Genomic DNA, 20,086 nt, shown 5'->3' with positions numbered 1-20,086 from the left:
TAACTATAAAGAGAACTGTTAATGGATTCCGTCTTCGTTGGCGGACTTTTTCTCGCTGTACCAGATCTGGATTTTTTCACGGGCTTCCTCGTCGAAGGCGGCGGCATCCTTCAATATGTTTTCGGCCATCTGTAACGTCTGACTGATCAGTTCCTGGTCGTGGATCCAGTCGAACCAGCGGAATACCCAGCTGCCGCTCTGTTCGTTGCCTTCTAGGTTACCTGCACCGCGGGTATTCAGGTCCAGTTCCGCAATTTCGAAACCGTCTTCGGCGTGGCTGAACTGGGTGAGGCGTTCGACGGAGTTTTCGGCGGCGGCACCTTCGGGCATCATCAAGAAGCACCAGGCTTGCACGTCTCCGCGACCGACGCGGCCTCGCAACTGGTGGAGCTGGGCCAGTCCGAAACGCTCGGGGGAATCGATGGCCATGACGTTTGCCTGAGGGACGTTGACGCCCACTTCGATGACAGTAGTGGCAACTAGCACATGGACTTCGCCTGCGGCGAAACGTTTGAGAATTTCATCCCGCTGGGATTCGTCCATCTGGCCGTGGATGCCCTCTATCACGACGGTCTTGTCGAAGGCGCGCAGTTCGTTGACTACATCCTCGACGCTGCGGGCGGGTGCTGCGTTAACGCCGGCGGAACTGCCGTTGTCGTCGGCGTTGACGCGGCTGACGATCCAGTAGCAGAGATTGCCTCCCTTGGCTTCGTTCACGATGAACTTCTTCATGTCGTTGCGCTTGTCGGGGGAGACCAGGCGGGTCTTGATGGGCTTACGTCCTGCAGGCTTTTCCTTGATGGAGATGACCTGCAGGTCGCCGTATAAAGTCATGGCGAGACTGCGGGGGATAGGCGTGGCACTCATGACCAACAGGTCAGGATACTCGCCCTTGGCGAGAAGCGCTTCGCGCTGCCCCACGCCAAAGCGGTGCTGTTCGTCGATGATGACGAAACCTAACTTCGAAAATTCAACGTCCTTCGAAAACAGCGCATGAGTGCCGATGACGGCCTGGCAAAGTCCCATCCGCAGTTCACCCAGAATCTGCCTACGTTCTGCCGCAGGAGTGGCGCCTACCAGAAGTTCCACTCGCATGCCGGCGGCTTCAAAGAAAGGCTTCATCTGCTTGTAGTGCTGTCTTGCCAGAATATCAGTGGGGACCATCAGGGCGCTCTGTTCGCCAGCGCCGCATACGGCCAGCATGGCCAACATGGCCACAACAGTCTTTCCGCAGCCCACGTCACCTTGCAGCAAAGCATGGAACTGCTTCTTGCCGTTCAGCCCCGAGACAATCGTATTCAGGGCGGCGTCCTGCCCGGCGGTTAGGCTAAAGGGCAGCCTGGTTTTCGCATTCATGACCTGCCCCAAATCCACCTGGCGTTCGTGCCCGCGCAATTTCTGATTTTCGCGACGGCGGATCATACGGAGGCAGAAGGGCAGCAGTTCCAAGATTTTCAGCTGGAACTTTGCCTGACGAATGGCGTTAAAATCTGTGGGCAGGTGCAGTGCCTTCAGGTTGTCTACCACGGTTCGGTAATGGAGGTAATCCGTCAGCGCCTTGGGGCAGACATTAGGTAAGGTTAGATTTGGAAAATTGAATACAAACCTGTACCAGTTTCGCATGGCCTTCTGGGTAATACGACTCTTGGTCATGACTTCGGTCATGGGGTAAACTGGTAAAATCTGGCCGTTGAATTGCTCGTCGGCATCGAAGGGCTGCATGTCGGGGTGGGTCATCTGGAACCCACGGTATTCGCCAACAACACCTGTTACCAGCCAATGGCTGCCGGGCTGTACGCGCCTGCTCTGATAACTAGCCCCTTGAAAAAAAGTCAGCGAAATTTCGCCGGTGCCGTCGGTAAGGGTGGCCACAAAGCGGCTAGTCCTTCCGCGGATTAGACCAGCCCTGGTGACGGTTCCAATCAACACGACTCGGTCCCCTACATGAAGGTCGCCAATTTTAGAAACCTTGGTCTGGTCCAGATAAGTTCGGGGAATGTTGTAAAGAAATTCAGAAAGGGAGCTGATGCCTGCGGACTTTAGCGCGTCAAGACTTTTAGGCCCCATCTTGGGAAGGTGCGACAAATCCATCGGCTCACCTTACTTGCTGGACTTCTTGGCTTCTTCTGCGCGTTCGCGAGCCTTTTCGCGGGCGGTCTTTCCAATCAGGTTGGTATTCTTCCAGGTAAACAGCTTGACCGGGTTGCCGTCATCGTCAAGAACCTTGATGCCCTTGGTGTCCACAGCCTTGATCAGGCTGCTGAGCTTGTCTAGCAAGTCGTTCAGCATATCCACGGTTTCGGTGGAGGTAATAAGCTGGTTGGCCAGGGAGTTCTGTTCTATGCTGAGGATGATTTCGTTGGTGTGGGCGACCCCTTCAGAAATGACCTTGATAGCGCTGTCTGCCATCTGGACTTTTTCGTTGACAGTCTGCTCAGCTACCTTAATGGCGGTGTCAGCCTGCAAGGTTACGTCGATGAGAGTTTCGCTGGCGTTGTCGATCTGTGCGAATACGTCCTTGAGTGCAGGCTGAAGGATTGAAAGCTGCCGTTCCACATTCTTGGCGATTCCCTCGATGGTTGTCATGGCATTTTCGACCATCTGGATGGCGGACTTGTGGGTGGAATCCCCTTCGACAATCATAAGGACCATGTGGCGGATGACATCCATCTGCTCGTTCACATTTTCAATGTAACGGAGGACTTCGGCGATGCCCGGCTGGAATGTTCCCGTATGAACATAATCTTCGGGAAGAACATTTCCGGTCTTGGAGGGAATAATTTCTAGACGGCGCTGACCCATGATGGCGTAGTTCACGTTGTTGAACTGGGAGCCTTCTCGGAGGATGATGGGTTCGTTAAACTTGATTTGCACGCGGGCGCGGTCGCCAAGCCAGGTGACGGAGCCAATGGTTCCGACAGTATAGCCACGAACAACCACCTGGTCTTCGGGCTGCAGGGTTCCCAACTCAGGAAAGTCCACCAAGGCGGTCTTGGTTTCTTCGTGGTGGGCGTTGTACATGCTGTAGGCCACAACTACGAATATCAACAGCAGTGCGACTATGCTGAGGTATCCCAATGTGCGGTCAGAAATCTTCATGGCTACCAATATAGAAAAGATTTCCCAAGACTCGATGGACTTCGGCCTGGTCTACGGCCCCTTGTTGCACAAGTCTGCGAGCTGAATCCTGCAGGTCCCCGTCGGCAAATGATCCGTTGGGCAGGAGCAATTCTACAATGGCCTGTCGCCCTCCGTTTTTCAATCTGACAAGACGCTGGGCCATAATGCCCAGAAGCGATTCTTCCAGGATGTTACGCTGAATGCCCAAATCCTGCAATCGGGTGAAAGCGGCCTTTGCGCTATTGGTGTGCAGGGTAGAAAGGACCAGGTGCCCGGTCTGGGCGGCGCGAATTGCAATCTTGGCTGTTTCCGAATCGCGGATTTCCCCTACAAGGATAACGTCGGGATCCTGACGTAAAATAGACCGTAGTGCCGAGGCGAAGGTAAGCCCGCATTTTTCGTTGACTTGAACCTGATTGGCCCCGTTCAGAGTGTATTCTACCGGATCTTCGATAGTGACTACGTTGATTTTTCTTTGGATGATTTCCTGAAGTCCTCCGTGAAGCGTTGTGGTCTTGCCGCTGCCCGTTGGGCCCGTAACCAAGAACAGCCCCTGAGGGGATTGGAATATCCGCTGGAGGGTTCGTTCAATTTTTAAAGAGAAATGAAGGGCGGCGAGTCCCCGAGGTGCCTCGCCTAGGTCCTGCCTTTGTGGCAGCAGGCGAAGAACGCATTTTTCGCCACCTTGAACGGGGAGCGTGTTGACTCGGACATTTGCGGTCCCCTGGAGCCCGCAGTAGGTAAAGCTCCCGTCGTGGGGAATCCGCCTGTCGGTAATGTCGATTTCTGCAAGAATTTTCAGGCGTACAAGAATCGGGTCGGCGGTCCAGAGGGGCAACCTCTTGAAATCTTCAAGAAGTCCGTCCCTGCGAAAACGGATCCGCAGTTCATCTTTTAATGGTTCCAGGTGGATGTCTGTGGCGCCTGAATCGACGGCTTGCTCCAGCAAGTTGTCTACGAGATTGATAATAGGTTCCGCTTCCCAGGAGTTGGTGGACTGCTTTAGAATATCTTCGGTAAGTTCCTGGCTGGTGTTGCGGTTGGCGTATGGACTTTGGCTGATCATCCTGCGGATTTGAGCCGGCGAAAATTCCTGCGGCGTTATGTGGCTTACACTCAGTTCCTTTCGGAGTTTCTCTAGCAGGAACTCATCGTATTTGTTGGGGACGGCAACCGCCCCTTCTATGGGGCAGACTCCGATACGTCTTAACCATTGGACACTTATCTTATTCATCTACTGAATTATACAAATAAAGTATAACGTTTTGTGTCGCATATTGTTTGCAAAATAAAAAGTCCCGCGAACGAGTTCGCGGGACCTTCTCTCTCTAATGTACTAAAATGTTAGTCGTTCTTGTTGCGCTTTACCTTGTTTGCCACAGCCTTGGCGCCCTTCTTGACCTTGCCGAAGATGGCGTTGGGCAACCAGAAGAAGGTAGGAATCAGGTACATGGTAAGGATTGCAGACACAATCAAACCACCCACAGAAGCGATACCCATAGGCTGGGTCATTGCTGCCACATCACCACCCATTGCAAATGCCAGCGGAAGCTGAGCCACAACGGAAGCAAGTGTTGCAAGCACGATGGCCTGGAACTTGGACTTTGCTGCGGTCATCACAGCGGAACGTCGTCCCATGGCACCGCTTCGTAGCAGTCGGTTTGCTTCGTCAAGCAATAGAATAGCGTTGTTCACCACCACGCCGATAAGCATCACGATAGCCATCAATGCAATCATGGACAGAGCCTTGCCTGTAAAGATGAGGCCCAGGAACACACCGATTGCACCCATAGGAATGGTAGTCATGATGATGAAGGGCTGTGCGAAGCTTTCCAGCAAAGCCACCAGCAAGATGTAGGTCATGAGGATTGCCATGATGATTGCTGCGATAAATTCTTCCACCATGTCGTTCTGCATGTCTGCGTTACCGCCGAAGCCCGTGGTAACACCATCAGGAAGCTGATCCTTCATTTCTGCAGCAAGAGCGCCAACCTTACCCATGATTTCACCAGTGGTGTGACCCGGGAGCAAGTTCATAGAAACGTCAATTCGGGTGCGCTTACGCTTACGTTCGATCTTGGTAGGACCTGCACCGTCTTCGATGAAGAAGAGTTCCTTTGCAGAAACGTAGCCCTTCGGAGTGAGCATGGGGAGGTCTTCAATGTCGGCGTGAGTTGCGCGGTCCTTTTCCTGCATACGGAAGTAGACGTCGTATTCTTCACCGTTTTCAGAGTAGGTACCAGCTTCGTAACCGCTGACTGCAATGTAGTTGTAGGTTGCCATCTGCTGGACGGTGGTTCCGTAGTCTGCCATGGCCTGGCGATTCGGAATCATACGGATTTCAGGCTTACCTGCTTCGTAGCTGGACTTGATTTCAACGACACCTTCAATCTTTTCGGCAACGGCAGCCTTGAGAATGTCGGCGGCCTTAATCACGGAGTCTGCGTAAAGACCGCTAACTTCAAGCACCACGTCACCGGCGGAGTTGTTACTCATTTCGGAAGCGGAGGTGCTCTTGACGGAAATGTAAGCGTCAGGAATGTCGGCCAGGTAAGGACGGATGGAGTCCACGATTTCGTCGGTACTGCGGGTACGGCCTTCCCAGCGCTTGATCATCTTGTAACGCATCTTGGCCTGATTTACGGAGGTAAAGCCGCTTTCGCCACCCACCGTCACACTGTACTGGCTGATTTCGGGAATGCCCTTCAGGCGGGATTCAATGATCTTGGTAACGCTATCCGTTGTTTCGATATTGGTACCCACAGGCATTTCCAAAGTCACGGCCATCATACCCTGGTCCTGACGGGGAGAAAGTTCCACAGTCATGTGGTTCTTTACCATGTAGCCCACGAACATCACCATGGCGACAAGGGCGCCAACCTGGAAAATCACACCGAAAATGGAGAGTGCAAAGCTAAGGGTCTTGAGGTAGACAAAGCGAACACCGTTCATGATGGCGGGGAAGATGCCCATGATGGCACCAAAGATTCGACCGATAATGCCAGGCTTTTCTTCGATGATGTTGCCATTCTCGTCACGCTTCTTGCCCTTGAACAGGTAGGCTGCCATCAGCGGGGTAAGAGTGAAGGTGATGAGGAGGGACACAACCGTTGCGAACACCATGGTCATACCGTAGGTCTTGAAGAAGATACCCACGATGGACTTCATGAATGCAATAGGCACGAACACGCAAACGTTGGTGAGGGTAGAAGCCATAATGGCCACCATGATTTCAGAAGTACCCTTATAGGCAGCTTCCTTGGGATCAAGGCCTTCTTGCAACTTGGCGTTAATATTTTCAAGCACCACGATGGAGTTGGTCACCAACAGACCCACTGCAGAAGAAAGAGCCATCAAACTCATCATGTTGATACCGAAACCGGCGAAGTACATGAGGGTAAAGGAACCCACCACGGAAATCGGCATGGTCAGTGCTGCGATAAGCATGGTTGAAAGCTTACCCAGGAACAGGAGCAACAAGACGGAGGTCAAGAGAATTGCGACGATAATGTTCTGAATCACGTTATCGATAGATTCGCTCACTGCTTCAGACTTGTCGTAGACCAGATGGAGTTCGAAACCAGGAGGCAGAGTCTTGTTGACTTCATCCAGACGCTTGATCACACCCTGGGCGACTTCCACCACGTTTGCGTCAGAGCGCTTCTTGATATCCAGAGAAACAGAGTTGATGCCGTTGAAACGAGATGCAGAAGTAATGGTCTTGACGGTGTCCTTCACCTTTGCGACTTCGCCCAGCTTGATAACGCCAGAAGCGGTGGGGAGGTCCAGGTTGCGGATTTCATCGAGGCTGCGGAACTTACCGGCAGTACGCACAGAAGTATTCTTGCGCTTACCGATGACTTCACCCACAGGGTTGTTGATGTTAGAGGCTCCGTACATACCCATCATGGTAGCGATATCTACGCCACGGTTCTTGAGCATGTCCTTGTCCAATTCCACAGAAATCTGACGGGTGGTACCACCGAAGATATCGACGCTAGCAACGCCGGGAACGGAAGTGAAGAGCGGCTGAATGTCGTCTTCCACCTTCTGGCGGAGTTCGGTAGAGTTTGCGGGACCGGTGAAGGAGATGGACATAATTGCAGAAGCGTTAATGTCCACCTTGGAAATGATCGGAGCTTCGGCTGCATCGGGGAAGTCGGCTGCAGCCTGTTCCACCTTGGCGCGGACGTCGTTTGCGGCCACGTCAACGTTGATGCCCATGTTAAACATGGCAACGATAATGCCGTAGTTTTCCATACAGATGGACTGCACGTAGTCAATACCGTCCACCAGTTCCACCTGTTCTTCGGCGGGCTTAATAATTGTAGATTCGATTTCTTCCGGGTTTGCACCAGGGTAGACAACCACTGCAGTTACAACGGGAATATCGAATTTCGGCATCAGGTCCACCACCATCATACGGTAGGTGTAGATACCGAACACCACCACGGTCAAGATGACCATGAGCATGGTGATTGGTTTGTAAATACTTGCCTTAATCATTCAAAAAGTCTCCCGGGATTATTCTACGATGAGAACCTTGTCGCCGTCGTTCATCTTGGACTGACCTTCGACCATCACGACGTCGCCATCGCTAAGTCCATCTACAATCTGGACATCTCCGTTTGCCTGAACGCCAACCTGCACAATCTTGCGCTTGGCGTTACCTTCGCCATCAACAGTCCATACGGTGTTGAGGCCGTTGCGGTAAACGATTGCTTCGGCAGGAACGACTACGCCGCTAACCTGCTGCATGTCCATGTCCGCTGTAATGTACATGCCGGGGAGGAGCTTCTTGTTCTTGTTATCGAAAGTAACTTCAACAGGGAAGAAGCGGGTCTGGGGATTGGCAGCCAGAGGAATAGTGGTCACCTTACCCTTCACCTTCTTGCCGTCGGCGAGGGTAACAGTTGCTGCAGCGCCCTTCTTGAAAAGACCGATGTCCTGGCTGGTAATGTTCAGCTTCAGGATGACCTGGTCCAGCTTTGCGATGGTGCAGAATGTACCCTGTCCCGGAACCTGTCCCACCTGGAACTTCATTTCGGTAACGACACCGGAAGAAGGTGCCAAAATCTTGTTTGCACGTTCCAAAGTTTCCAAGTTCATCTTGGCGATCTTCAGCTGCAGTTCCTGGGAATCCATATCCTGCTGAGTGATGCCGCCCTTGGCGTGGAGATCGCGCATACGTTCGGTTGCCTTTTCCAGGAGGGCAATCTGTTCCTTGGTCTGTTCCAACTGGGTGTTGTCTGCGGAACGTACGTATTCTGCGAGAACCTGATCCTTCGTGACGTTGCTGCCGACCTTTACGTTGATTGCGGCGAGAGGATCGTTCATCTTGGAAATGGCGTAAGTCTGCTGCATGCCTTCGATGGTGCCGCTGAACTTGCGCACGTCGGTAAGCTTGGCCTTGGTTGCCTTTACGACGCGAGCGGGCTTGCCATTCTGCTTCTGGATTTCTTCGATGGTTGCAACCTTGGGCTTGTTTTCCTTTTCATCCTTTTTGAGGTCGCAGCCGGCGAAAAGCAGGGAGGCTGCCATGAGAGTTACGATTGTCTTAACGGTCTTGTTCATTTTCTTCCTCTTTTCTCTTAATATTCACCGGTTGCCTGGAGCAGAGCTTCGTATGCGGAGTTCCAGTTCTTGAGGGCTTCGAAGTATTCCAGCTTTGCCTTACGCAGGCTTACCAATGCGGTAAGCAGGTTTATCTGGGTTTCTCGGCCAACTTTAAAAGCTGCGTCGGTTAGATCGTAATTTTTTTGTGCCAGCTCTACGGAACGTTTCTTCATGTCGATTTGCTGACGTGCGTTTCCGAGGGTGCTGAGGCAGGATTCAATCTGCAGGCGGAATCCGCGTTCTGCCTGGTCCTTGAGAATCTGGGTGGAACGCAAGTCGGATTTTGCCTGGGCAACCTTTTCGGTGGTCTGCTTACCATTGAAGAGGTTCATGGTGACGGCAAGAGCGATATACTTGTTGATGTTCTTGTCCCAGTTAGGTGCATCCCACTTGTAGAATTCATTCTGCTTGTTTGAATATTCTACACCGCCCACAAGTACAACGGTAGGCTTGAAACTGCCTTCTTCGATGTCAACCAACTTGGTGTCGATTTCTTCCTTGGCGGCAAGCTGAGCCAGTTCCTTGCGGCGCTTCTTGACACCTTCCATGGAAAGGTCCGGCATAGGGGTCTTTTCGGGGTCGCGGAATTCACCAGTGAACTTTACTTCGGGATCATAGGGGAGGCCCATGATGTTGAGAATGCTGTTGCGTGCCACGATCTGAGTCTTCTTGAGGCCTTCGATACCCGACTTGAGGCCATCCAGTTCCAGCTGGGCGCGGACAACGTCCAGTTCTGTACCGAGGCCGCTCTGGTATGCCTGAGTGGCCAAATCCACGGCGTTCTGGAGGAGTTCCATGGTCTCTTCGGTGACGGCAACGGAACTATCCAGGAAAATGACGGTGTTGAAGGCTTCATCAACCTGGGCGCGGACGTCATTCTTGGTCTTTTCGAGGGTGATTTCGCTGGCGAGCTTTGCTGTCTTGGCAATTTCAATACCGGTACCCACCTTGCCGCCGGCGTAAAGAATCTGGGTGGCGGTGATGCCCAAACTGGACTGCCAACGGTATCCTTGAGCTTTCATGGCGGAAACAAGTCCGTCAATGCCGCCTGCGGCAGCCATATCATAGGCAGAGGGGGCGCCGTAATCGGGGTTTTGTGCCATTCCCTTCATGGCATCGGACATATCTGAACTTGCCTTGACGTCATCCAGGCCGAAAATTCGGGTCACTTTGGCAGAGAGATCGATGCTGGGGTATGCATTGCCGTAGCCTTCGCTAACTGCGGACTGAGTCTTTTTCAGGCTTTCTTCTGCAGATTTTACATCGGATGAGTTTTCAAGGGCCACCTTGATAGCTTCTTCGCGGGTATATACCTGTCCTGCGAACGTCTGAGCGGCCATGCTTAGGGCAATTGTCACAGCCATTGTGGCCGAAATAGCAAGTTGCTTAGACATAATTCTCCTGTTTAATTTTTTTACGTGCCAAATTTAGGAAAATGAGGGGGTGATTCAAGGGCTTTTTTCCCTAGGGTCTGTATGAACGGGCCATTTTGGCGTATGAATGAAGAAAAAAATGAAAGAACCCCCTTTTTTAGGGGGTTCTTTTACGTAAAATGTAAAATATTTTTGGCTCTTTTTTCCTCAAAAATGGTTGTAAATGAGGTAAAAAAGATGGAAAAATTACATCAAACCGGGGATTTTCATGCCGCCTGTAATGTCGGAAATGCTGGACTGGGTGGCTTCATCTTTTTTCTTGACAGCGGAGTTGATGGCAGCCATGAGCAGGTCTTCCAGGGCTTCCACGTCGTCCTTGTCTACGGCATCCGGGTTGATCTTGATCATGGTGACCACGCCCTTACCGTTCATGGCGATCTTGACCATACCACCACCGGCTTCTGCTTCGAAACTCTGGGCTTTAAGATCGCTCTGGGCCTTCATCATCTTGCTCTGCATCTTCTGAAGGTCTCTCAACATTTTGCTCATGTCCATAGTATTATTCCTTTCTTATGTTCAAAAATGCGTGTCTAAATTGACTTTTTTCTTTTTTTTATAAATGTTCGCAGTTAAAATATGCTGATTTTATACAAAAAGACGAAAAATTTGGGCAAACATAGTTTTTTTTAGTTGTCCTGCTCCGCCATTTCGAGGTCTTCTTCGGTCTGTTGCACGGTAACCTGGCGCTTGCTCTTGCGGGAATAGATTAGTTCCGCATTGAAAAGTTCCTTGAGGCGTTGGAGGCCCGGCTCCTTCTGGATATCCAGTTCATAGGGGGACATCTGGGCCTGCATTCGTTGGTGAAGTTCCTGGGCGTTGAGGGCACGGGTCTTCACGGAGAGTGCAACCGGGGTCTGTAGGCAATTTTCCAGAATCTGCTTTAGACGTTCCAGGTATTCCGGGTGTTCTTCCATCTGCTTGGGGCCCCAGGCGTCTTTACCGGCGTCGCCTACATAAGTCAGGGCGATGGGGAAGGGGGTTTCCTGGATGTTGCCCGTTTCAAGCACGGAATCGTTGAGGGCCACAGAAAAGGCGAAGTCTCCGTCATCGTTGATGCGGTTTCTGATGGAACCCCAGGCGGCAGCCACTTCGTAGCGGCTGTAGACGTCGCCGTAGTAACCTCCAGAGATGCCCCTTTCCATGGCGGCAAAGGGATTTTCGGCGGCTTGCTGGAGTGCCTTGGCTTCTTCCTGGGCGTCCAGCATATTCTGGACATCAGTTACTTTTTTTTTTAGCGCCTCTTGGTCAGCACTGGCCGAGGCGTTTGCGGGATCGTTGATGGCGGCAAGAGCTCGCCTCAAGTCGACGATTCTGTCGAGCCATGCCATTCGGGCGAATGTTGTTTCTACCAGAAGGCGGGGGTTGGTGCTGTAACGCAGTGTACCCTGGAGGTCGATCAGCATCTTGGAAATGCGGAGGATGTCTACGTTGCCAAGGCCGGGAACGGCGCTCTTGTACTTGGAGTACATTTCGTCGGAGACGTTCAGGGCGTCGGCGGTAAAGGCGTCCAGACGGGAGTACAGCAGGTTACGGAGGAACTTGCCGAAACCATCCAGCAGGGGAGTAAATTCGATACCGCGCTTGCAGGCGTCATCGACCATATGGAAGCAGGCCTTGAGGTCGTGGCTTTCGATGGCATTAATCAGCGTGAAGAACAGTTCTACAGGGGGAATGCCCAGAACGCTGCGTACGGCTTCGGCGGTCATTTCGCTGCCGGTAAAGGCGTAGGCCTGATCGAAGTAGGTGAGGCCGTCACGCATGGAACCGTCTGCCTTTTCGGCGAACACGTCAAGAGTTTCGTCGGAGGCGTTGATGTTTTCCTGTTCGCAAATGTAGCGCAGACGGCTGCGGACCTGTTCTACAGAAAGGCGCTTGAAGTCAAAACGCTGCACGCGGCTAAGAATAGTCTGGGGCACCTTGTTGACTTCGGTGGTGGCGAAGATAAAGATTACATGTTCAGGCGGTTCTTCAAGAGTCTTCAGCAAGGCGTTGAAGGCACCGGTAGAAAGCATGTGGACTTCGTCGATGATAAAAATCTTGTACTTGCCGATAACAGGCGGGTACTGCACTCGTTCGATCACGTCGCGGATATTGTCCACACCGGTATTGGAAGCGGCGTCGATTTCGAAAATATCCATGGGATTGCCGCCGGCAAAGTCCTTACAGCTGGGGCATTCGCCACAGGGGTGGAGCGGGTCGCCGCCGGTGCAGTTCAGAGTACGGGCGAGGATACGGGCACTGGTGGTCTTACCGACGCCGCGGGTTCCGGTAAACAGGAAAGCGTGGTGAAGACGGCCCCCTTCAATTGCATTCTGAAGGGTTTTTGCGATGTGTTCCTGACCGACCATGTCGGAGAAAGATTGCGGACGCCACTTACGGGCCATTGCTACGTATGCCATGGGCTGGAATATAGTAAAATAGTTTAAAGGGTAAAGTTTAAAGGGGACAGATTAAGGGGGGAGGGTGGAGCCTGCGGCTACTTTGAGGTTGTTAGGTCGCTCGCGGGGCTCGCTTTTTAGGTTTCAGACTCCAGGTTTCAGGCAACTGGTATGAGGTGCTAGAAGTGAGGGGTGAGATATGAGTTATCAGATACGAGTTATGAGTTATTATAATCGCGCCGGAGGCGCCTAGAGTCACCCTGAGGACGTTCAGGGTCTTATGCACTCATGAGATTCCGAAACAAGTTCGGAATGACAAACGCAAACACTCGTCAAAGCCATATCTCATAAATCCTTTTCACTATTCACCTTTCGCTGTTCACTATTTTATTGTATCTTTAGCAAAAACAAACGAGGTACTAATGAATCCGAATCTTGCTCTTTTGATCCTTTCCTGGCAGGTGGCTTGCCTTTTTCATGAAACTGAAACCGAAAAACTTTTGCCGGGTTCCGCCTCTGCAACTGAAGCCGAAAGCGATGAACTGGACAAGATTCATGACGAACTGACTCCGAACGTAAGTTGGGACGATTTCAATAACACCTATGGCAAGTTCCGCAACGCCAAGGATCGTATTGATGCCTGTGTGGCAGCCATCAAGGGTGAGTCCGAAGAATTTAAGCGTGCTGTGCTGAACGCCATGATCCGCGTGGCAGAAGCTTCTAACGAAGACGGAAACGCAAGCAACATTTCTCCCGAAGAAAAGGCCTTTATTGGCCAGGTGAAGGACGCCCTGGGAGTTTGATAGCTTAGAGCTTATAGTTTAAAGGTTAAAGTATAAAGGAAAAATCCTCGCAGTTGGACTGCGAGGATTTTTTGATGTTCAATCTTTTTTGAAGCCTGAAGCCTAAAGGTTAAAGTTTCTCTTTACGCTTTGACCTTTTCGCTTTCCGCTATCTCAGAACGATGTCGCCGTTAGCAACCAGCTTGTCGCGGAGCTTGTTGTGGGCCTTGTTCACTTCGTCGTCGGTCAAGGTGCGGTCCATGGTCTGGTAGGTCAGACTATAGACCATGTTCTTCTTGCCGGCTTCAATCTTTTCACCTTCGTAGATACTCTTGAGGGAAATCTTGGCAAGGTTCTTGGGATTGAGACCCTTGATGCGGGCGACGATTTCTTCGTGGGTGAGGCTCTTTGCCACTTCCAGGGAGATATCGCGGGTAGAAGGAACCTGACGACTGAAGGCCTGGAAGATAATCTTCTTGTGGCTTTCTTCAATCATCTTGTCCAGGTTAGCTTCCATCACATAGGTTTCGTAACCGATTTCGAAGGACTTGGCTAAAGACGGATGCAGGGCGCCCATGGTGCCGAGAACGGTCTTGCCGCAGACGATTTCGGTCTGCTTGCCCGGATGCATAAAGGCTTCCAACTTTTCGGGAACGCGGAATTCGACAACGAGACCGCAGCGCTTGAAGAAAGACTGAACCAGACCCTTGAAGGCGACAAAGTCAATCTGAGCGGGCTTGTCGTTCAGCGGGTTCACGTCGAATGCACCAGCAACGGTAAGGGCGATGAGGTTGGATTCGTCAAAGCCGTTGTCGCGGACGTCGGCACGTTCTCGCTTGAACTGACCCTTGGCTACTTCGAACAAGCGAACGGAGCCCGGACGGTTCTTTTCGTTTTCTGCAACGTTCTTCAGCAGGTTGGGCAACAGAGAAGTGGGAACGACGCCCAGTTCTTCGGAAAGGGGATTGAGAAGAGCTGCGGGCTTGGAACGACGGTCGTCGGATTCTGCGCCGAACAATGCTTCGGTACGAGCCTTGCTGGTAAAGCGCAAGTTCAAGCATTCATGGAGACCCATGGCACTCAGAGTTCTGCGGATCTTGCGGTTCATCACTTCCACAGCCGGCAGTTCGTTGGGCTGCATGGTGAACTTGGGCAGGCTGTAAGGAATGTTGTCGAAGCCTACGAGACGTGCCACTTCTTCAATAAGGTCAACTTCGCGTTCCAGGTCCGGACGGTTACCCGGAATTTCGAAGGTCATGGTTTCGCCGTTCTCTGCAGCCAGCTTCAGGTTGATGCTGGTGAGGTGCTTGCGGATCACGTCGGCAGCGATGTCCATGCCGATGATCTTTGCAACGCGGGAAACACGGAGGTCGATCTTGGTCAGTTCCTTCTGGTGGTCTTCGCCGGTGTATTCCACGCAACCCTTCAGGACCTTGCCGCCAGCCACTTCCTGGATCATGGCGCAAGCGTACTTGCTGTATTCGTCCTGGGTGGTGGTGTCGATGCCACGTTCGAAGCGGTAGCTGGAGTCGGAGCCGATGCCCAGGCGCTTGGCCTGCTTACGGACGATGGTGGGGTTGAAGTAGGCGCTTTCCAAGAGAACGTTCTTGGTGGTGTCCACAATTTCGGATTCTACGCCGCCCATGGTGCCGGCTACGGCTACGGGACGGTCGCCATCGCAGATGACCAGTTCGGCTTCAGTGAGTTCGTGGTCGGTGTGGTCGATGGTCTGAATCTTTTCGCCCTTCACGGCGCGGCGGACCTTGATTATGGAACCCTTCAGCTGGTCCATGTCGAAGCTATGGAGGGGCTGGCCCACGTCCATGAGGATGAAGTTGGTGATATCCACCACGTTGTTGATGGAGTTCATGCCAACGGTGTGCAAAAGCTTGGCGAGCCAGCTGGGGCTCTGCTTGACTTCAACGCCCTTGATGACGCGGGCGGTATAGCGGGAGCAACCGCAACCGGGGATAACTTCAACAGATGCTGCGGAGGATGCGGCTTCTGCTTCTTCAACCAGGTTGTAGGCCAGGGGCTTCAGTTCGCGACCGAACTTGGCTGCCAGTTCGCGGGCGACACCGCGGTGGCAAAGTGCGTCGGGGCGGTTGGGGGTGACGTTCAGTTCGAAGCAGACGTCGTACATGCCCAGGCTTACGAAAGGAGTGCCGGCGGGGATGGAGTCGTCCAGAACCATGATGCCACCGTGGTCGTCGGAAAGGCCGATTTCGTCTTCAGCGCAAATCATGCCGAAGCTTTCTACGCCGCGGATCTTGGACTTCTTCATCTTGAGGACGGAACCGTCGCTCATGGGAAGTTCTGCACCGATAGGAGCGAGAACTACGGTCTGGCCTGCTGTAACGTTAGGTGCGCCGCAAACCACCTGAACAACTTCCTTGCCGTTGTCGACTGTGGTGATGTGGAGGTGATCGCTGTCCGGATGGTTTTCGCAGGTGAGGACCTTTGCCACCACCAGCTTGTCGTAAACCTTACCCGGTTCTTCGATGCCTTCAACTTCCAAACCGATGGAAGTCAATGCCTTTTCGATTTCTGCCACAGATTCCGGCAGATCCACATGACGCTTCAGCCAACTTAAAGAAACTTTCATCTTTTATTCCTTTTTTAACTGCATCCTGTACTGCAATCTTTTTTAAAGACAGCAGGCTCTTGTGCAGCCCATAAATTACGCGGGACAATTTAGAAATAATAAAAGCCTCGGTCTTGGGACCGGGGTGTTAAAATGCGTTTTGACAGCGTTGGAGACTCTTTGGGGCTGGACCTAGGCGAACTTTAATGCGGGCAGGATTTCTTCGACGAATGCAGTAATCCAGTCGGGGTTTGCATTTAGGCAAGGAATACGCTTGAGTCGAGGACCGCCAGCACTGTAATAGATCTGAGACACCTCGTCATCAATTTCGTAGATGGTTTCCAGGTTGTCGGCGGTAAAAACTGGACTTACCACAACGACGGGTTTGTTTTGTTCGCCCAGCTGCTGCAAAGTCTCTGCCAGTGATGGCCCCAACCACTTTCCAGAGGGGAGCTTGCCGGGTTTGTACTTGCTTTGGTAAACCAGGTGGGCTTCTCCGCTGAATTTGTCGCCTGCAATTTCTGCGAGGCTTTGGCAAATGTTCTTGAAACTTTGTTCGCAATCGCTGCGGTAAGGGTCGCTTGCGTTTTCTACACGCCAACTTTGGATCGAATGGAATGACACAAGAAGGGTGTCTTCCTCTTCGATTTGCTCGCTAATGGTTTTTGCCACTTCTCGGGCCCAGGCTTCGTTTTGGCAGAAACCTGTGGCAGATAAAATCTTCCCCTTGAACTTGATTTTCCTGGCACAGTCCAATACGTTGTCGATGGCGGCCTGTGTGGTAACGCCAGATCGCTGCGGGTACAAAGGCAGCATGTGAACTGTGTCGACACCGTCTTTTTCAAGTTGCTTTAGGGTTTCGCTAATGGATGGAGTACAGCCGTATTGATAGGCGAGACGGATTGTGACGTAGTCTTCAACCTTGTGCTGTTCCAGTGCGTCCGATGCGACGAATTTCCTGCGGAGTGCCGTCAGAAATTCTTCAGAGTACGTTACCAGCGGCATTTCCTTGAAATCGTTGCTGTTAAACATCTGAAGGTATTTGTCGTAACTAGAAAATTTGCCCTTTGGCAAAATGACGAACTTTAATAGCAGCTTCCAAAATAAGCTCTTCTTGCCTATGGTATGCCAGTCTCCAAGAAACTGATGGAGATAAGTCTTGATGTCATCGACATCAAGATTGGCGGGGGAGCCTAATTGAACCAGAAGAAGAGCGGTTGACATTACCTGCGGCGGCTCTGCTGGAAGTTGTTTTCCTTGCGTTCGTAGGGCTTGCGCTTCAGCTGGTCTAGAACAGATTGCAGTTCCTTGGGCAGGGGGCAATCGAAAACTTTCTTTTCGCCCTGCCAGTCGAATTCCAGACGGCAACTGTGGAGGAATAGACGGTGCAGGCCCAGCTGCTTCTTGATTTCGCGATTCAGGGCGAAGTCGCCGTAGCGGGAGTCGCCCAGCAGGGGGTGACCGATGCTTGCGAAATGGGCGCGAATCTGGTGCATACGACCGGTTTCCAATTTAATCTTAACCAGGTCGAAACCGATGTAATGCTGCTTGACGCGGTAATGGGTGACGGCCTCCTTGGCGTCCTTGGAGTCTTCGCCAACTTTCATCTTGCTACCCTTGGCGGCGTCGGTGCGGGTCAGTTTTTCGCTGATGGTGCCGCGGTCCTTGGAAAGGTTGCCCTTGACCAGGGCGAAGTAATACTTGTCTACTTCGTGTTCGCGGATCATGCGGGTAAGTTCGCGGAGGGTGTCGCCGTGGAGGGCCACCATGATCATGCCGGAAGTTTCCTGGTCCAGTCGGTGGGCGATGGTGGGCTTGAAGTCCAGATCTTCCTTGCGGCCCCATTCCCACAGGTATTCCACCAGGCTTTCGCCGGGCTTGGTGCCGGAACCGGGCTGGCTTGCCAATCCCGAGGGCTTGTTCACGATCAGATAATCTTCGGTCTGGATGACGATGTCCAGTTCCTGAGCGCCCCAGTTGGACTGCTTCTCGGCGCCAGACATGTTCTTGCCCCAGGTGGATTTGTTCTTGGCGAAGCCTGTGACCGCAGATTTGTCGCGGTTTGCGCCTGCTGCGGAACCCGCTGCACCGGGGAAGGAAATGATGTTGGATTCGCCTGCCTCGTAGGCGGCTTCTACTTCGGCCTTGATCTGTGCGGACTGGGCGCGGCTCATGTCCTTTTCTTCTTCGGAAACGGACTTGAAGTTTTCATAGATGTTTACCAGATCGCCTTCCTGGAGCATCTGGTTTGCCTTGGCGACCACGCCATTGACGCGGACTTTCTTCTTGCGGATGACGGAGAAGAATACGGAGAGGGATTCCTCGGGGAAAGCCTTGCGGAGGAATCGGTCGAGACGCATATTTGCGAAGTTGCGGTCAATCTGGCGAGTTATCATGTTTTAGTGGTTAGTGATTAGTGGTTAGTGATTAGTGGTTAGTGATTGGTGATTAGTGGATGGTGAATTCCTTTCTACTGTCTACTAACCACTGTCTACTGTTTACTTCTTTTTGCGTAGTGGGCTAGGCGGATGCCATCGGCGGCGCTGGTGACGATTCCACCGGAGTAGCCGGCACCTTCACCAAGAACGTAAAGACCCTTGGTGTTGACGCTTTCTAAAGTTTCGTTATTGCGGGTGATGCGGAGGGGAGAACTGGTTCGAGTTTCCGGCGCCACAATCAAACCTTCTTCAATAAAGCCTGGAATCTTCTTGTCAAAATTCTGGAAGCCTTCTGCCAGGGATGCGCAGATGGTCTTGTCCATCCAATCCCACATATTGCTGTTTACCAGGCCGCAGGGGTATGTGGTCTTGGGCAGATTCTTGTCGACGCGTTTTGCCAAAAAGTTCTTGATGGTCTGGGCGGGAGCGGCGTAGTTCTTACCGCCAACGGCGTAGGCGTCGGCTTCAATTTTGCGCTGCAGGTCAAGACCGCCAAAGAGGGTGCCGGCAGTCTTGATATCGAAACCTTCTGCACCCGGTGTAATAGGAACTGCGATGGCGCCGTTGGCCAAAGGACCGTTTCGATGGCTGTAGCTCATGCCGTTGGTGGCGAGAGTGCCGGGTTCTGAAGCGCAGGGCACCAGGACACCACCGGGGCACATGCAGAAACTGTAGGCGGAACTGGTCTTGTTCAAGGTCGGCGTTGCCAAAAAATATTCTGCGGAACCGGTAAGCTTTGTATCGATGTCGCGACCCAGCTGGCGCATGTTGATAAGCATCTGCGGGTGTTCTACGCGAACGCCCATGGCGAACGCCTTGCTTTCGAGAGAGACTCCGCGAGCATGGAGCATTTCGTAAATGTGCCGTGCAGAATGACCTACGGCGAGAACCAAGGCCTCACAAGGCTGCCAATGGCTGGGGCAGATTTCTGCGAAGTCTGCAGAAGGAACTTCTCCCAAATTACGGCGGGACACGTCCCGCAGCTTGATGCCGCAAATCCGTCCGTCCTTGATTTCAATATCTTCCAGGGTGGTGCTGTAATGAATCTTGCCGCCCAGTCGTGCGATTTCGGCGCGAAGCTGACGTAACATCAAAACCAGTCGGTCCGTGCCGATGTGGGGCTTTGCAAAGGTGACTACGGATTCATCGACGCCGAAGGATACCATGTCCTTTAGTACCGCTTCAGAAAACAGGTTGCGACTGCGGGTGTTCAGTTTTCCATCACTGAAGGCACCTGCGCCACCTTCGCCATAGAGCACGTTGCTGTATGCATTGAATTTTCGGTCTACAAAGAAACGGCGGATATCCCTAAAACGTTCTTCTACCAGTTTGCCTTGTTCGTAGAGGTCCACAGAAAAACCCTTGCGAAGCAAGTGTAGGGCTGCCCACAATCCGCTGGGACCTGCACCGATCACATCCACATGGCCTGCCATGGGAACGGTGTTGCGTTGGGGATCATTTCCCAGGGATTCGGTTTCTCGTGTGGCGGCCACCAAGCCCTTGGCGTGATTGCCCGTGGCTCGCAACTGGCGCTTTACTTCAAAAATGACATTGTAAGACCACTTTGGGTCTCCCTTACGGCGGCTATCCAGAGAAAAACGTTCCACTTCCAGATTGAAGATTTCTTCGGGATGGATTCGCAATTCCCGGGCCAAAGCGGCTCGGTACTCACCCTTTTTGGCGAGGGCGACGGAAAGTTCTCTGTAGCGGTAAGTATACATCAACCCAAAGGTAG

General features: G+C 52.4%; 13 protein-coding genes. 1 reads left to right on the top strand and 12 read right to left on the bottom strand.

What is annotated here, in order from left to right; translation table 11 throughout:
* Positions 1-18: 18 nt before the first annotated feature.
* The 8 genes from B7992_RS00300 to dnaX form a co-directional block, all read right to left on the bottom strand.
* Positions 19-2,091 (bottom strand): ATP-dependent DNA helicase RecG, encoded by a 2,073-nt coding sequence (locus B7992_RS00300; RefSeq protein ID WP_088665347.1) that lies wholly within the window; start codon positions 2,089-2,091, stop codon positions 19-21.
* A gap of 9 nt (positions 2,092-2,100) precedes the next feature.
* Entirely contained in the window at positions 2,101-3,099 is a 999-nt protein-coding gene (locus tag B7992_RS00295; protein WP_073156866.1) for an MlaD family protein, read from the bottom strand.
* A complete protein-coding gene (locus B7992_RS00290; protein ID WP_088665346.1) occupies positions 3,086-4,354 on the bottom strand; it encodes a GspE/PulE family protein in 1,269 nt (422 codons plus the stop codon). The genes B7992_RS00295 and B7992_RS00290 overlap by 14 nt, the downstream gene beginning before the upstream one ends.
* Before the next feature lie 110 nt (positions 4,355-4,464).
* Positions 4,465-7,626: an efflux RND transporter permease subunit gene (locus B7992_RS00285; protein ID WP_073234690.1), complete on the bottom strand. Its 3,162-nt coding sequence runs from the start codon at positions 7,624-7,626 to the stop codon at positions 4,465-4,467.
* Positions 7,627-7,644: 18 nt separating this feature from the next.
* Positions 7,645-8,694 carry an efflux RND transporter periplasmic adaptor subunit gene (locus tag B7992_RS00280; RefSeq protein ID WP_073156857.1) on the bottom strand — a complete coding sequence of 350 codons (1,050 nt, stop codon included), beginning with the start codon at positions 8,692-8,694 and terminating at the stop codon, positions 7,645-7,647.
* A gap of 17 nt (positions 8,695-8,711) precedes the next feature.
* Positions 8,712-10,130, bottom strand: a complete 1,419-nt coding sequence (locus B7992_RS00275; RefSeq protein ID WP_088665345.1) for a TolC family protein — start codon at positions 10,128-10,130, stop codon at positions 8,712-8,714.
* Between the two features lie 225 nt (positions 10,131-10,355).
* Complete coding sequence (locus tag B7992_RS00270) at positions 10,356-10,664, bottom strand: YbaB/EbfC family nucleoid-associated protein (protein ID WP_073156852.1); 309 nt, start codon at positions 10,662-10,664, stop codon at positions 10,356-10,358.
* Positions 10,665-10,795: 131 nt separating this feature from the next.
* A complete protein-coding gene (gene dnaX, locus B7992_RS00265) occupies positions 10,796-12,568 on the bottom strand; it encodes a DNA polymerase III subunit gamma/tau (RefSeq protein WP_073156849.1) in 1,773 nt (590 codons plus the stop codon).
* 401 nt (positions 12,569-12,969) lie between these two features.
* On the opposite strand from dnaX, the gene B7992_RS00260 reads away from it, so the two are divergent.
* On the top strand, positions 12,970-13,350 hold the full coding sequence (locus tag B7992_RS00260; RefSeq protein ID WP_073156847.1) for a hypothetical protein: 381 nt from the start codon (positions 12,970-12,972) through the stop codon (positions 13,348-13,350).
* Between the two features lie 148 nt (positions 13,351-13,498).
* Here the strand turns inward: B7992_RS00260 and pheT are convergent, their stop codons facing one another.
* The 4 genes from pheT to B7992_RS00240 all read right to left on the bottom strand — a co-directional run bounded on the left by pheT (position 13,499) and on the right by B7992_RS00240 (position 20,072).
* The gene (pheT, locus tag B7992_RS00255; protein ID WP_088665344.1) at positions 13,499-15,934 is read right to left on the bottom strand and encodes a phenylalanine--tRNA ligase subunit beta; all 2,436 of its coding nucleotides are present in this window, start codon (positions 15,932-15,934) and stop codon (positions 13,499-13,501) included.
* 171 nt (positions 15,935-16,105) lie between these two features.
* Positions 16,106-17,137, bottom strand: coding sequence for a ferrochelatase (gene hemH, locus B7992_RS00250; protein WP_088665343.1), 1,032 nt, complete (start codon positions 17,135-17,137; stop codon positions 16,106-16,108).
* Complete coding sequence (locus B7992_RS00245) at positions 17,137-18,309, bottom strand: RluA family pseudouridine synthase (protein ID WP_073156839.1); 1,173 nt, start codon at positions 18,307-18,309, stop codon at positions 17,137-17,139. Before B7992_RS00245 ends, hemH begins: the two co-directional genes overlap by 1 nt.
* 95 nt (positions 18,310-18,404) lie before the next feature.
* Positions 18,405-20,072: an NAD(P)/FAD-dependent oxidoreductase gene (locus tag B7992_RS00240; RefSeq protein ID WP_088665342.1), complete on the bottom strand. Its 1,668-nt coding sequence runs from the start codon at positions 20,070-20,072 to the stop codon at positions 18,405-18,407.
* Positions 20,073-20,086: the final 14 nt, after the last annotated feature.

This window comes from Fibrobacter sp. UWH1 (assembly GCF_002210365.1).
In the GTDB taxonomy this organism is placed as follows: Bacteria; Fibrobacterota; Fibrobacteria; order Fibrobacterales; family Fibrobacteraceae; genus Fibrobacter.
The sequence above is the reverse complement of the archived record's forward strand: the minus strand, read 5'-3'. Positions and strand labels throughout refer to the sequence as shown.